The 14335-nt window shown below is 50.3% G+C and carries 13 protein-coding genes; 2 read left to right on the forward strand and 11 right to left on the reverse strand.

Annotation, left to right across the window (positions count from 1 at the left end):
- Positions 1–62: 62 nt before the first annotated feature.
- The 10 genes from EJP77_RS09315 to EJP77_RS09355 all read right to left on the reverse strand — a co-directional run bounded on the left by EJP77_RS09315 (position 63) and on the right by EJP77_RS09355 (position 11210).
- Positions 63–881 carry a carbohydrate ABC transporter permease gene (locus EJP77_RS09315; RefSeq protein WP_127199348.1) on the reverse strand — a complete coding sequence of 273 codons (819 nt, stop codon included), beginning with the start codon at positions 879–881 and terminating at the stop codon, positions 63–65.
- Positions 881–1747, reverse strand: coding sequence for a carbohydrate ABC transporter permease (locus EJP77_RS09320; RefSeq protein ID WP_127198971.1), 867 nt, complete (start codon positions 1745–1747; stop codon positions 881–883). Before EJP77_RS09320 ends, EJP77_RS09315 begins: the two co-directional genes overlap by 1 nt.
- Before the next feature lie 69 nt (positions 1748–1816).
- On the reverse strand, positions 1817–3058 hold the full coding sequence (locus EJP77_RS09325) for an ABC transporter substrate-binding protein (RefSeq protein ID WP_127199349.1): 1242 nt from the start codon (positions 3056–3058) through the stop codon (positions 1817–1819).
- A 350-nt stretch (positions 3059–3408) separates the two neighbouring features.
- Positions 3409–4650 (reverse strand): iron uptake transporter deferrochelatase/peroxidase subunit, encoded by a 1242-nt coding sequence (gene efeB / locus EJP77_RS20625; RefSeq protein WP_185897294.1) that lies wholly within the window; start codon positions 4648–4650, stop codon positions 3409–3411.
- A gap of 18 nt (positions 4651–4668) precedes the next feature.
- Positions 4669–5853 (reverse strand): iron uptake system protein EfeO, encoded by a 1185-nt coding sequence (gene efeO / locus EJP77_RS20630; RefSeq protein ID WP_185897296.1) that lies wholly within the window; start codon positions 5851–5853, stop codon positions 4669–4671.
- 37 nt (positions 5854–5890) lie between these two features.
- On the reverse strand, positions 5891–7408 hold the full coding sequence (locus EJP77_RS09335) for an FTR1 family iron permease (protein ID WP_127198972.1): 1518 nt from the start codon (positions 7406–7408) through the stop codon (positions 5891–5893).
- A gap of 132 nt (positions 7409–7540) precedes the next feature.
- Positions 7541–8908: a HAMP domain-containing sensor histidine kinase gene (locus EJP77_RS09340; RefSeq protein ID WP_127198973.1), complete on the reverse strand. Its 1368-nt coding sequence runs from the start codon at positions 8906–8908 to the stop codon at positions 7541–7543.
- 5 nt (positions 8909–8913) lie between these two features.
- Positions 8914–9618, reverse strand: coding sequence for a response regulator transcription factor (locus tag EJP77_RS09345; RefSeq protein ID WP_127199350.1), 705 nt, complete (start codon positions 9616–9618; stop codon positions 8914–8916).
- Between the two features lie 33 nt (positions 9619–9651).
- A complete protein-coding gene (locus tag EJP77_RS09350) occupies positions 9652–10563 on the reverse strand; it encodes an alkaline phosphatase family protein (protein WP_127198974.1) in 912 nt (303 codons plus the stop codon).
- Positions 10564–10601: 38 nt separating this feature from the next.
- Positions 10602–11210 (reverse strand): undecaprenyl-diphosphatase, encoded by a 609-nt coding sequence (locus tag EJP77_RS09355; protein WP_127198975.1) that lies wholly within the window; start codon positions 11208–11210, stop codon positions 10602–10604.
- A 218-nt stretch (positions 11211–11428) separates the two neighbouring features.
- On the opposite strand from EJP77_RS09355, the gene EJP77_RS09360 reads away from it, so the two are divergent.
- Both EJP77_RS09360 and EJP77_RS09365 read left to right on the forward strand, forming a co-directional pair.
- The gene (locus EJP77_RS09360) at positions 11429–12241 is read left to right on the forward strand and encodes a DUF6492 family protein (protein WP_127198976.1); all 813 of its coding nucleotides are present in this window, start codon (positions 11429–11431) and stop codon (positions 12239–12241) included.
- 44 nt (positions 12242–12285) lie between these two features.
- Positions 12286–13641, forward strand: a complete 1356-nt coding sequence (locus EJP77_RS09365; protein WP_127198977.1) for a sugar phosphate nucleotidyltransferase — start codon at positions 12286–12288, stop codon at positions 13639–13641.
- Here EJP77_RS09365 and EJP77_RS09370 read toward each other — a convergent pair.
- Complete coding sequence (locus tag EJP77_RS09370) at positions 13616–14230, reverse strand: DUF1349 domain-containing protein (RefSeq protein ID WP_221886010.1); 615 nt, start codon at positions 14228–14230, stop codon at positions 13616–13618. The two genes, EJP77_RS09365 and EJP77_RS09370, sit on opposite strands and share 26 nt — an antisense overlap.
- Positions 14231–14335 lie beyond the last annotated feature (105 nt).

Below are 14335 nucleotides of genomic sequence, written 5' to 3' on the forward strand. Positions count from 1 at the left end.
TGCGAATTTATATTTCTCTAAAGTAATAATCATGCTGACTTCTTGCCTGACTCACCAAAATCTTACTTGATGGCCCCTTGAGTAATCCCGTTAATGATCCACTTCTGAGCGAACAGATATACAATGACCATAGGCAGGAGTGCAAGCAGATATGACGCAAAGGCCAGGTTGAAATCCGTACTGAATTGTCCCTGGAATACGTACTGAACCAGCGGAAGTGTATAGGATTCCGGGTCGCCCAGCAGGACCAATGGAAGCAGAAAGTCATTCCACGAGGACAAGCAGGACAGAATTCCGATTGTGGCATTGATAGGCGCAAGCAGCGGGAAAATAATTCTCCAGAACGTTCCCCACGTCGTTGCTCCGTCCACGGTAGCTGCTTCTTCCAGTTCAAATGGGATTGAACGGATATAACCCACATATACAAATACGTTAAACGCAAGTCCATACACAACATACAGAATAATTAACCCCACAATATTATTCATGTGGAAGGTCGTGGTCTGATTGACGACCGGAAGCATGATGATCTGGAACGGAATGAACATTGCACTAATGAAGTAGAAATACAGACCTTTGAAGAACTTCTTGTTCATATTGCGCGCAATGGCATAGGACACCATCGAGTTCGTCAGCAGAATGAACAGGACCGATATGATGGTAACAAGCGCGCTGTTCTTGAATGCGGTGAAGAAGTCGGTTGCCGCAATCGCATTCGCGAAATTCTCAAAGTGCAGCCCTGTCGGCAGGGCGAAGATGGAACGCGCCATCTCCTCCGGATTCTTCAGCGCGATGCTAACGGTTAGGTACAGCGGGAACAAAATGAGCAGTGATCCCAGCGCAATGAGGGTAGTAATCGTCCAATTCGTAGATTTTCTCATCACATATCCATCTCCCGTTTTTGTAGAAATTTAAGCTGCAGCGCGGAGATCACGATAATCACGATGAAGTAAATGACTGCATTGGCCGATTGGTAAGCGAATTCCCCGCCCTGGAAGCCGCCGGTATAGATCAGGAGCGAGATCGATTGAGTCGCCCGGCCTGGTCCGCCGCCCGTTAAGGCCACGATCTGGTCAAATACCATCAAGGCCCCCTTCATCGCAAGTACCATGTTAATGGTGAAGAATGAAGCAAGCAGCGGGAACGTGATACTCCAGAATTCTCTCCAGCGGCTGGCCCCATCAAGACTAGAAGCCTCGTACAAATCCTTGGAGATGGTCTGAAGCCCGGCAAGGTATAGAATCGTGTTGAAGGCAATGCCCTGCCATACGCCTACAATAACAATTCCGATCCAGGCCCAGTTCTCACTACCGAGGATGTTATCCGACAGAAATGCGCTGCCGATCTTCTCCCCGAATATAGGGAGCACATTCGCAAAGATATAGTTGAAGATAAAGCCCACAATAAGAACACTTAGAATGTTAGGCAGGAAATACACACCGCGGAAGAAGTTCTTGAATTTGATCTTTGCGTTGAGGCCAAGGGCAATGAGTAGACTGAGCACATTGATCAGTATGGTCACCACAATGGCGTATTTGAAAGTGAATAGATAAGAATTAAGCACGTTCTCATCCTTGAAGATGTTCGCGTAATTCTTGAAACCTACAAAGTCGAAGGTTTTACTAAATCCATCCCAGTTCGTGAAGGAGTAGTAGATCCCCTTGATCGCCGGGAACGTGTGAAAAGCGAAGAACAGCACAAGAGCTGGTATGGTCATCAGATAATAGGCAATTCGGCGCTTAGCCATCTCGAGTCCTCCCTGACAAATACAGGAGAAAGGAACAGCTTCACCTTTCTCCCGTCTTGTTATGCTTGATTACTTACGGTTAGCGACTTTATCCCATTCGGTATCCAGGGAGTTCAGGTACGCGTCCACATCTTTCTTTTGCAGGAAGCCCTGAATGATGGTATCCACTTTCATGGCACCCGGGATGTAGTGGTCGGCAAAGTCAACCAGGTCGCCTTTCTCGAAGGCAGGCTTCAAATCAGCTACACTTGGATCATCCTGAGTTACACCTTGGACTGCCGGGAACGCCTTTTGCTCGGTGATGTACTGCTTCGCGTTGTCAGACTGCAGCAGGAAGTCGATGAACTTCTTGGCTTCGGCTTTATGCCCAGAGCTCTTGGACACCGTCAGCAGGGTATCTACGCCAGATACAAGCTTATTCTTTGATGGATCGTTGGTAGCCGGGAATGGGAACACACCAAGCTCGATGCTAGGGTTAGCCTTTTGAATTTCAGGAATCGCCCACACGCCTTGGAGGTACATTACGGACTGTCCTTTCGCGAAGGCTACGTTACCATCGTTGTATCCTTTACCGAACATGTCTTTCTGTCCGAACGACAGCAATTGCAGCTGTTTGTCAGCGACTTCACGGAATTTATCCTTGAAGGTAACTGTGCCCTCCTTGCGCTGTTTGAAGAAATCGATCCCGACAACCCCTGGCTCCATGCCGTTAAATGGAATGAGTGTAGTCCAGGAATCCTTCAGCGTCAGATAGAATGGAACCTTGCCCGCATCTTTGATCTTCTGAGCCGTGGCCATGAATTCGTCCCAGGTTGTTGGCACGGTTAGGCCCATTTCTTTGAACATCGCTTTGTTATAGATAACGCCATTGGCATTCGTAGAGAAAGGAATCCCATTCAGCTCGCTAAGTCCGGTCTGGGCTTTCAGCATATCAAGGTAGGCCGGCTGAATATTCTTGGTCAGTGGATCACTCGAGAAATCCTCGAACAGACCGCTCTTGGACAAGGTGGAGTAAGTGTCAGTTGCACCAATACCGATAACATCCGGGATCTGCTTCTTAGCGACGCGTGTCTTGAGCACGGTCTCCGCATCCGGCGGGTTCACCTGGGTTACTTTAATATTCGGATTCGCTGAGTTGAATTTAGCAATCAGCTTGTCGAAGGTAGCCTTAGCTTCGGTCTTATTCTGGAAGAACTCAATCTTCACCGCGTCGCCTGACGCGCCGCCATCACTCTTGGATCCGCATCCGCTTAACATCGACATAGCTAACACACCTGCAAGAACTGGCATAATTGCTTTTTTCATTTTCATCATGATTTCCCCCTGAATATGGTTTGGTTGTATGGATGATGTGATAGAAAGCGTTTACTCTATACGGTAAAAAAATAACCCTTACCCTTTGGTACCAAGCTGTCTAATCCTCCCGCTCTCGCGGAAGATATAAAACGCTTACAAATGTGAATCAACACCATCCTCCAGCAGCAAGGTAAACGTTTAACTTTTTCTCTAAAATATAGCCTCTGGCCTTGCCGAGACCCTATTTGGCGCTTACGCAGCACATAACGTAAACGCTTACTACGAATATAATCTTCCCTATTTATTTTGTCAATTAAAATTCACAAAAAAATCCCCTCCCCATTCCTGGAGAGGAGATTTAGGACTTATCCTTCTAAAATATTCTGGCCGATATACTGCCCTTCCTTAAGCCCTCTCGGACAGGCAAAGAGAGCGCTCGCCACGTGTGAAGTATACTCATTAAGCTTATCTTTGGACTGCATCATTCTCAGCATAGGGATGAACTGCGTCTCCGGGTTCTTCTGATAACTCAGGAACAGAAGCCCTGCATCCACATTTCCAGTACGCGGGTCTACCCCATTCGTATAGGAATACGCTCTTCGGTGAATTCTTTGGCCCGTCTGCTTGGCTAAATGTACATGGGCCGACCCAGGCTGCTTCGACATATCCACCGCATCAAATTCACCAGATCTTCCATAGGCGGCTCCGGATTCTTTAAATCTTCCGAACGTATCCTCCTGGTCCTTAAGTGAAGTTCGGTCCCATACTTCCAGCAGCATTCGGATTTTGCGGTAGGCCAGATAAGAGCCCCCCTTCATCCATTCGGGTTCCCCCTCCCCTGCCCAGACAACATCATCATAACCGGCAGAGGTATCGTGCTCGCTGTTCGCGGTCCCATCCTTGAAACCGAATAGATTTCGGGGCGTCTTCCCCGGCGTTGCACTAATGAATCCTTCCTGCATCCAGTTCACGGTGGCATAACCGGTAGACAGACGAATCAGGTTGCGCACCGCATGGAAAGCCACCTGCTGATCTTCCGCGCACACTTGAATACAGACATCTCCGCCTGACAGCGAAGGGTCCAGATTCTCACGGGGCATGCGCGGAATATCCTTCAGATAACGAGGGGCTTTCGCCGCAATGCCAAACCGATCCTTTCCTTCTTCCCGGAAAAAGGTAGGGCCCAACCCAAAGGTTATGGTCAGCTTAGCGGCAGGCAGATCCAAGGTCTCCCCGGTATCATTGGGCGGAAGCAGGGTATTATCACCGGTCTTCATCGTTCCACCGGCCGTGCTCAGATCACAGAACTTGGTCCAGTCCCGGAATAGGCGAATGACCGAGGAACGGTCATCTCCGGTAAGATGAAAGCTCGCCAAATACATATAGGTCTGCTGAGGAGTGACAATTCCAGCCTGATGCTGTCCATAGAGGGATATGCGATCATTAGACAGCGCGGACGCCTTCCCGCTCTCGGGCTTCACGATCCCCATGATCGCCCCCATGCCTGCGGCTCCCAGCGTTATTCCAGTCCCGGCTATGGCAGATAACTTGAGGAAGTCACGCCGCGATACACTTTGCTTCTGCTTCTCCTTTGGTTCGAGTTCCATTCTTATCTCCCCCGATACCTACAGAATACTTGCCGTCTGAGTCATTAACGTGGACAGCTGGCTGAGCTGATCGCTGATCTTGCGAATTTGCTCTGTAGACAGCTTGTCATAAGTCACATACTGCCCATCCTTCTGGTGACCACGAAGGAGGTCTTCTGTCGCAAGGAACTGCTTATCCAATTGATCGGCAAGCTGCGGATTCTTCTCATTTAGCGCCGGAATAATGGCAAGATACACGGTCTTGGAGCCATCCACGTTAGCCGCAAGATCAACCAGATCTGTACGGGAATAGATCTCCTCTTCCCCCGTAATTTTGGACGTAGCTGCTTCATTCAACAATTCGATGGCACCCGCAACCATAACTTTCGGCTCAAGCTTAAGTCCCTTGATCTGCTTTTGCAGCTCTTCGGTGTCCTTAATCAGCTGGTCGGCGTACTTATCTTGGCCCTTCAAAGATTTGTCCTTCCACAAGGCCTTCTCGATCCGATGGTACCCGGTCCATGTGCTTTCGTCTTCGACATCTGCCAGACGCGCGTCAATCTTGGGATCTAGGTCCCCGAAGCTCTCTGCGATCGGTTCGATGATCTCGAAATATACCCGGGCCTTCGTATATTCCTTCTTCGCCAGCTCAACATCGCCCGCTTTAACCGCTTCTGCGAAAGCTTTGGTCTGCAGGGCCAGGTTATCCGCCTGTTCATCAACAAATGCTTTGTAGTTCTCTACAGCTTTATTAAGTTGCTCGGACGTATTCGCCGTACTAGGCTTGGCATTCTTGAGCTGTTCCAATGCCCCATGCAGCTTGTCGGCATTCGACTTCAGGCTCTCGAAATCCACCTTGTCATACGCGGATGCCGAGAAGATCGGCATTTCATACTTCTCAACTTCTGTATATTCAAGCGGGAATGCCTGGCGTACCGTGTTCTCAAAAGAAAGCCAAGTATCATTGATCGACTTGCCCAGACTCTTAACCTGAGCTGCATCTTTCTTGCTAATCGCATCCTGCAGTTTCTTGACCTCTTCCTGCAGCTTGCCCGCATCCTCAGCAACTGGATTCTTCGTATCTGCAGCAGCCTGTTGTGTCTGTGTATCGGCCACCTGCGCGGCAGGAGCCGCTTCTTTGGGACTTGCCTGGTTACATGCGCTGAGCAGCAGCACACTGGCAACTGAAATTGAAGCAATGGACGTTATCTTTTTGAACAACATAATCTATATTCCCCCGTTATGATTAAAAGTGATGATCTTACACCGATGATATCGTGTGAAGCTTTGTCTTTGTGCGTCTTCCGGATGTTCTGCCCCATACCAGCATCAGAATTCCGGTCAGCAGGAAGATCAGCTGCGGCAGTGTGCTGTACCAGGAAGGATACAGGCTAATGGCCGCATACTCAGGCAGGTACTCCTTCACCGTAGACGGAAGCACACCCGCCATCTGTAGACTGTGGATTCCCGAACCCATGAATTTGAAGCATAGATAGAATACAATCACGCTGGATACCAGGAAGACAGGACGTACAGGCAGCCGGGTTCCTGCTTTTATGAGAATAACCGCACCCAGGGCAAGCACACCGAACCCTGCCGCGATGCCGCCGGCAAGTGATGTTCCCGGCATTTTGCCTACCATACCGATAAGGAAGATGACCGTCTCCAGTCCTTCTCGTACGATAGCAAAGAAAGCAAGCAGGGCAAGCGAGAACATCTTCCCGCCCGACAGTGCCTTAGAGCTCTTGCTCTCCATAAATTGCTTCCAGCGCTTCACATCCGCATTGCGGTGCAGCCAGTAGCTGACATACAGCAGCAGGAAGCTGGCTAGTACTCCGGTCCAGCCGTTAATCAAGGAGTTGCTCGTACCGAACGAGCTGGAGGACAGGAAGACGGCAACGGCAAATCCAACGGCTATACAGGTGAGAAGCCCTGCTGCCGAACCCATGACCACAAAGCGGCTGGCTGCCTTGGATTCAGCCTTCTTCCCATACATGAGCAGGGCGCCAACCACCAGCAGCGCTTCAAGTCCTTCGCGTAACGGGATAAGAGCCGCATCGATCCAGGTATATTCCGCTCCCGCTAGCGGAGCAAGTCCGCTGATCATCCGGTCAATGACCGTCTTGGCCTGATCTCTCTGTTCAGGACTTGCCAAGTAGGCATCCAGCAGGACCAGATCTCTCTCGGTGCTGTTGTAGACTTCAGCTGATTTACTGACAATATCGCCTTCCACAGTCAGCCACTGCTGCTGCAGCTGCTTCACCTCGGCTCCCGCCTCGGTCCACTGCTGTTTCCCAATCAGGTCCGCAGCGCCTCTGAGCTTCATGATGTAGACACTTAAGGTCATCTGCTGCTTCCCGTCATTCCCGACATAGGCCCCATCGCGGTAATTGATTAGTGAGAATTCCAGCGTACCCGCCTTATCCAAAGCCACTGAAGCTTCCTTGTTCAGCAGAGCTATCGAAATCCCGGCAATCTGACCCTCAATCTCAAGAGACATCGTCAACGAGTTCTTCTTGACCCCATTCTTGTTCGTATTCCACCATTTCTTGATCGGCCGGAATGCGGCGGATGCCTGATCGATGTCTCCTTGGTCAAGAGCTGTCTTAAGTTCGCCCACATGGCCAATAGCTCCATCTATACCCACACTAGTACTGGAATCTGCAGCTGCAGCTTTAGATGGTACCAGACTAAGCGGAGATACCAAACCTCCCGCCAGGATAAGCAAGAACATCACTACGAGAAGAACCCGACTGCGCTGCGAGCCCATGCCTAACATATCTTCAACTCCCTGTCTTTAAGCAAGTATGTATACTCAATTGGATGATAATGATTCTCATTATTGACTAGGGTAATTATAAAGAGAAAGACCCCCATTGTCAATACAATGCGGGCCATCCGTATTCTATGATTAATGAATGGGAATGAAGACGATCATCTCGGTTCCCACGTTCTCTTCACTCTCAATCCGGATGCTTCCCCTATGCAGCTCCACCAGATTCTTGGCAATCGCCAGACCAAGCCCGGTCCCGCCCGTCTTACGATGTCTGGAGGAATCTACCCGGTAAAAGCGTTCAAACACCCGGTTCAGTTCTTGCTGCGGTATCCCGATGCCAGAATCCTTCACCCTGATCTCTATCCCCTGCTGGTCAACTCCTGGGTCATCTTGTACTGACACACTAAGCTCAACCGGGTCCTTGCTATACTTGAGGGCATTATCCAGCAGAATAAGCAGCAGCTGGCTGATCCGCGAAGGATCGGCATTCAAATATAACTCCTCCGCGGATGTCCGAACCTCAATTTGTCTGCTGTAGACTTTATCCAGCAGCTGCGCGGTCTTCCTGCTGAGCTCAACTAGCTCCACAGTCTCCGGCCGATAACGCGCTCTGTCCTCTGTAGAGGCCAAATCCAGCAGCTGCTGTGTCATTTCCTTCATGCGTACCGCTTCGGAGTAGATATGCTCCACGGCTTCCCGGCCCCGCTCTTCATCTCTGAGCCCCCATCTGCGAAGCATATTGGCGTAGCCCTCAATGCTGGTGAGCGGTGTCTTCAGCTCATGGGAGGCATCAGATACGAACTGCTGCTGCCGCGCGAAATTCTCTTCAAGCCGGTCAATCATCCGGTTAAACGTGCTGCCCATCATGCTCAGCTCGTCGGTTGCACCCGGTCTCAGTGGGATTTTGCGGAATTCCAGACTTTGTTCGATTTCTTCCATAGTTGTGACCATACCTGATATGGGCCGAGAAATCCATTTGGACAGATAGATTCCTCCGATTAGACTCAGCCCTATAGCGCCCAGGCTGGCCAGGACAAGAATCGAGATCAGAATGCTGATGTTATTCTTGATTGATTTCAGACTTTCGCCCATTTCAATCGTTCCTGCCACGCTGCCATTCAGGAGGATCGGAACCCGGACAACAAGTACAGTTCCTTTCCTTTGGTAGTACAATTCGGATTCAGGCTTCTTGACGGCTTCACGCTCCATTGGGACAATATCATCATCATTTTGAAGCATTTGAATCTCTTTCTCCTGATTATCAAGCACCCGAATCATGCCGTCGTCAGGCAAGAAGCTTGTCAGCAGTTCCGCTCTCCTCCCGCCGAGAATATCTTCAGGCCCTGCTTTCTCGAATATACCTTCCACGCGTTCCATCAATAGATCCTTCTCATTCTGGGTCGTGATCTTGAGAAAAGCATAGAACACCGTGATGTTAAAAGCCACCAGGATGCCGATTAGCCAGAGTGTGGTGAGAAAGACGACCTTTTTCTTAATCGTCATCTCGGTCAGGTCTCCTTTATGGAGTAGCCTACACCGCGATGGGTATGAATGAGCTGCTGCTTATAAGGATAGTCTACTTTTTTGCGCAAATAACGGATATACACATCCACCACATTCGTGTCACCGGAGAAATCATAGCCCCAGACCTGACTGATAATTTGATTTCTCGTCAGCACCTGGTTGCGGTTCTCCAGCAGATAGAGCAGCAGCTCATACTCTTTGGGAGTCAGTTCTATAAGATCCGTGCCCCGGGTCACCTTCCTCATTAAAGGAACTACAGTTAGATCGCCCAGCGTAAGCTCGGGGAACTCTTCCACCCCAAGGTATCCGGTCTCACCCAGCTTCCGGTTACGGATACAGGCACGAATCCGGGCCAGAACCTCTTCAATCTCAAAAGGCTTTGTAATATAATCGTTAGCTCCTAAATCCAGGCCGCTTACCTTATCCGGTACGGCATCCCTTGCCGTAAGCAGAATCACAGGAGTAATCGGATCGGTCTGACGAAGCCTTCTTAACACCTCGGTTCCACTCAGCTCCGGCAGCATAATATCCAGCAGGATGACACTCCAGCCTCCTGACTGCCCTTTCGACAGCCCTTCCCGGCCCGTGGAGGCACGCTCCACTTCATAACCCTCATAGCTGAGTTCCATCTCCAGCAAGCGGGCAATTTTGTCCTCGTCTTCGATAATTAATATGGTATCACGCATCATCAGCCAGCCCTGCCCTTTTCTCAAGTTATTTCTCTATTTGGCTGCGGGTGCTGCCCACAGATTCGTGATTGGCTGAACTTTCTTACTTTCTCCCAGAGGTTCCAGCCCATACATCGCTTCAAGTGTGCGCAGAACATGATAATGATTCACGGTCTGTGTATATTTGCCCGGCTTGATTCCCGCTCCGGCGAAGATCAGCGGGATATGATTCGGTCTTGCGAAATTATCTTCATCCCAAGTGATGATAAGCAGGCTGTTATGACTCTCAGCCCAGGCTGCATAATCACCAAGGTGCTTCTTCAGCCAATCATCCGCTTCCTTGACGGTTCCATCGTGCATGTCGTTCTCGAGCGCAGGAATGACAAATGATACCGTAGGAAGCTTTGAGAAGTCTGATGGAAAATCCGTCATAGGCCGGTTCGCTTCCTTCGGTACATTCGTGAACTGGGCCCAGGGATTATGCTTCCGTGCATATCCCTTAGAGTAACACTTGGCGAAGCCGACAGACGGCATGTCCTCGGAATAGCCTGCAAAGCTAAGATGTGCTGCGGCTAAGCGACTTGCCAGATTGGGCGCCTGAAATGGCCCCTTACAGGCATCGCTCTTGATCCCCTGCGTCGAACCCGAGAACAGTGCCAGGTAGTTCGGCTGACTCGGATGAGTGATGCCGTGAGCGTCTGTGAACAAGGCCCCCTTCTTGATCAGGGACTGCATGAACGGATTCTGATTGCTGTTCACAATCTGATTGTACGAGTGATTCTCTTCAACTAGGATAACGACATGGTCATACTTCTTCACGGCCGCAGGCGCACCGGTGGATACAGCCCCGGTCGCTGCCCCGGTGATCTTTTTGGCAGGTGCCGGGTTCAGAGCTGATGTTCCATTAGAGAAACAGCCTGACAGCAGCACGGCCGACAGTAGAAACACCAGCAGGGTGTTTTTCATATCAGCTTCCTCCCCTTCTACATGAACTTGAAAGATTCTTATTTAGAAGATTTCACGTGGGGTTTCCTGGCCCATATCTTATGTTCAATTCTCTCATATAGACGGATGATTGTCGTCTCGATTGTGCGAAGACGTGCCGAGTGCTTGAATACCCCATGTACCGTGAGCGCAACGAGATTACCGATCACAGCTCCCGCAATCACATCGGACGGATAATGGACCCCTGTCCATACCCGGGATAGAGCGATCAATCCACCCAGAATAAGCCATAGGATGCCCTCCTTCCAACGATATAACCAGAAAGTGGACGCTATAACAAAAGCCCCAAGGGCATGATCACTTGGAAAAGAGGCATTCGCCGGATGAGCAATCAGCTGAATCACAGTATGTGCAGCAAAAGGGCGATCCCGATACAGAAAATGCCCGATCAATCCGCTAATTCCAAGTCCTATACATGCTGCAATCAGCGCCTCGAACGTCATTCTGCGGTTGCGGTCTGTCCTTAGGAACCAATAGATCAACACGCCGGCGAAAAATAAATATTCTGCATCTTCCGCAAGAAATTTCATCAACGGGTTCAGAACAGAAGCGCTCGCGGCCAAGTGATTAATCATCTGAAATATATCATAGTCGAAATGGATTAACATATTAGAAGTCACCTTTTTCTCATCAATTAGTAATCAACAATTTAGCATAGCTGAATTACAGCAGCATGAGAGAAAAATAAGAATTTGATGAGTGCCCTGGGGCCGAAGACAGATACACAAACAGCCGCAGAATCCGCAGCATATCTTGTAACCATAGCTTGTGAATTTCAAGAAGGCAGGAGTTTACTAGATTTCATAAAAAGGAGATGAACGGTAACGTGGCTCAAGCTTCGTTAAACGCACGAACCCCGATAGACGTGCTGATACCCGCTATTGAGAAAGACCTCGGAACCCTGCCCTTTGTAATTGATGGATTACGCAAATATCTCACCCATCCCATTGGCACCATTTATATCGTATCCCCGGACAGTCCCCGAATCCGAAGCTTATGCCGTTTGAAGAAATGTACCTTTGTACATGAGAATACGGTACTGCCGATTACCAAGAAGGATATCACCTACCGGTCCAGTACGTGGGATCGTTCCGGGTGGCTGTATCAGCAGCTGCTCAAGCTGAATGGTGACAAGGTGTGCAAGAACCGGCATTTTCTTGTGACCGATGCGGATACGGTCATGATTCGGCCTCATACTTTTCTCGAGAACGGCAGGACCACATTCTTGTACCGGAACTGGACGCATCCGGAATACCTTAGTATTCACGCCCGGCTGCTCGGGCAGAAAGCGAGTTCTCCCAAGTCCTTCGTCAACCACTACATGCTCTATGATTCGGTCAAGCTGGGCCGGCTCAAAAAGACCATTGAGAAGAGACACGGCGTCCGCTGGTACACCGCAATCCTGAAGCAGCTTAATCACAAGAAACAGTTCGGCTTCTCGGAGTTTGAGACCTATGGCAATTATGTCCGCTCCAACTATCCGGGCTCGATCAGGCTTAGACCTGCTCTGAACAAGGAATTCAAGAAATCGATTCTGGCGGTTCCCGCCGCAGAACGGCAGCTGTTATCCAGCTCCTTCCGCTCCCTGTCCTTCCATAAACGCAGCGGCTACTCCCTGCGTCCAAAGAAGTCGGTATAACGACGTAGTCTGCTCCCTAATTTGTGTTCCAAGGAGGTGTGCATATGAAAATCATCCTGCTGTCCGGAGGTTCCGGCAAAAGATTGTGGCCGTTATCCGGTGAAGTCCGCTCCAAAACCTTTCTTAAGCTGTTACCCGCCCCTGACGGGAGCCGGGAATCGATGATTCAGAGGGTATGCCGGCAGCTCGGTGAGGCCGGACTGCTGGACTCTGCAACCATTGTCACCCACCACAGCCAGCTTGAGCTTATGCGCAGTCAGATCGGGAACCGAATCCCCATCCTAACCGAATCCCACAAGCGGGGTACTCTGACAGCAATTGCGCTGGCATGCGCCTATCTGCAGTCTCAGCCGGGGGCAGATCCCAGTGAGCCTCTCATCTTCATGCCAGTCGATCCTTATGTAGAGGCAAGCTTCTTCGGGCTGCTTCGCACATTACCGTCGGTTCTCTCAAGCTCAGGCGCCAATATAGCACTGATCGGTACCCGGCCTACTTTCCCTTCGACTCAATACGGCTATATCGTGCCTGAGGCTGCAAATTCCAATACGGGTGATATCTATCGGCGGGTATCCAAGTTCGCGGAGAAACCGGACATGAATCAGGCACGCGTCCTTCTGCAGAAGGATGCTCTATGGAACTGCGGGGTGTTTGCCTTCTCGCTGGGGTTCATTTCCGAAGCCCTTCTCGGATATGGTCTGCCTGGAGACTATGATCAACTTCTACAGTTATATGAAGGATTATCCGAGGCAAGCTTTGACAAAGAAATCGTGGAGCATACGAAGAATACGGTGGTAGTTCCTTATGAGGGGGCGTGGGAAGACCTGGGCAGCTGGGATACGTTCACCAAGCATCTGGGGACGAATTCCATTGGACCGGGAAGCATCTCGGGGGATTCATCGAATACTCATCTTGTCAGCGAGCTGGACCAGCCGATTCATGTGATCGGTGTCTCCAATCTGATCATTGCCGCAAGTCACGACGGAATACTGGTTGCTTCCAAAGAGAACAGCAGCCGAATCAAGGAACTCGATCCGGGAAAGTCTATCCTTCCTTCCAACACGGAATACAGCTGGGGCAGTTCCAGAATCCTGCGCCGATCAGGTCCTTTGAAGACCCCAGGTGAATTAATTTCTGTCGTCCGTGTTCTTCAAGGTAAGCACATGGGGGAACCCGCAACGCCGGAATGGACGATGATCTGGATGGTTCTCTCCGGCTCAGGACAAGTGAAGGTTAATGGCAGCACAAGGGCCGTTAAGCCCGGGGATGTGCTTGAAATTAAGCCAGGCACTCCGTACAGCCTCGAAGCTAACACGGAGCTGGAGTTCGTAAGCGTGAAGTTCAGAGAGCCTGTCCCTCCAGCCCAGCTGCCAGCTTCTATTTCTCCTGCTCCCACTGATTAGGCCCGGTGGACATCTGGATTACCGAGCAGGTGAATGAACGGTCACGCGGACTGCAGGCATAGATGCCTACTTCTATCATCTCCGCAGCCTCATGCAGGTGGGCAACCCGCATCTGCTTCCACTCAGACCCCGGAGCTTTATATTCAATTAATACATCCTGTCCCCGGCGGCTGATCCGATAGGACATCGATTTGATTTCGTTCGAAATATCGGTTGTCGCCCAGTCCGAGTAACCCCTGTTCGTCACCACAGATCCGAGCCGGCTGAACGCTTCATTCTCATATTCAATCGAGGCTTTGATCCAATGATCCTGATCGGCACGCAGCATCACACCGCACTGATCGTACTGGGTCAAGGGTTCAAATGAGACCTCCGCGGTAAAAGCGAAATCTCCCTGCACCTTCGTGAACAGACAATGCCCATTGTCCCGCTGAAAGCCATAATGCGTTCTCTGCCAGAAATCGGTATCCGGCTCTGTAGTCATTATTAAGCCCCGGCTCTCATTCCACTCGAGCTGCTTCGGCTCATTCACCCAATAGTAATCCTCTGGCAGGGAACGCTCCTGCTTAAAGTTAATAGATTGAATCAATCGAACACACTCCCCTCTCCTTATTTATGCTAATATTACCATAAAAAAGGAAACCTCAAAGGAGCCGTAGACCCAAACAGCAAAGCTCCAGCCCGAAGGATAATC

This window comes from Paenibacillus zeisoli (assembly GCF_003994465.1).
Taxonomy (GTDB): Bacteria; Bacillota; Bacilli; order Paenibacillales; family Paenibacillaceae; genus Fontibacillus; species Fontibacillus zeisoli.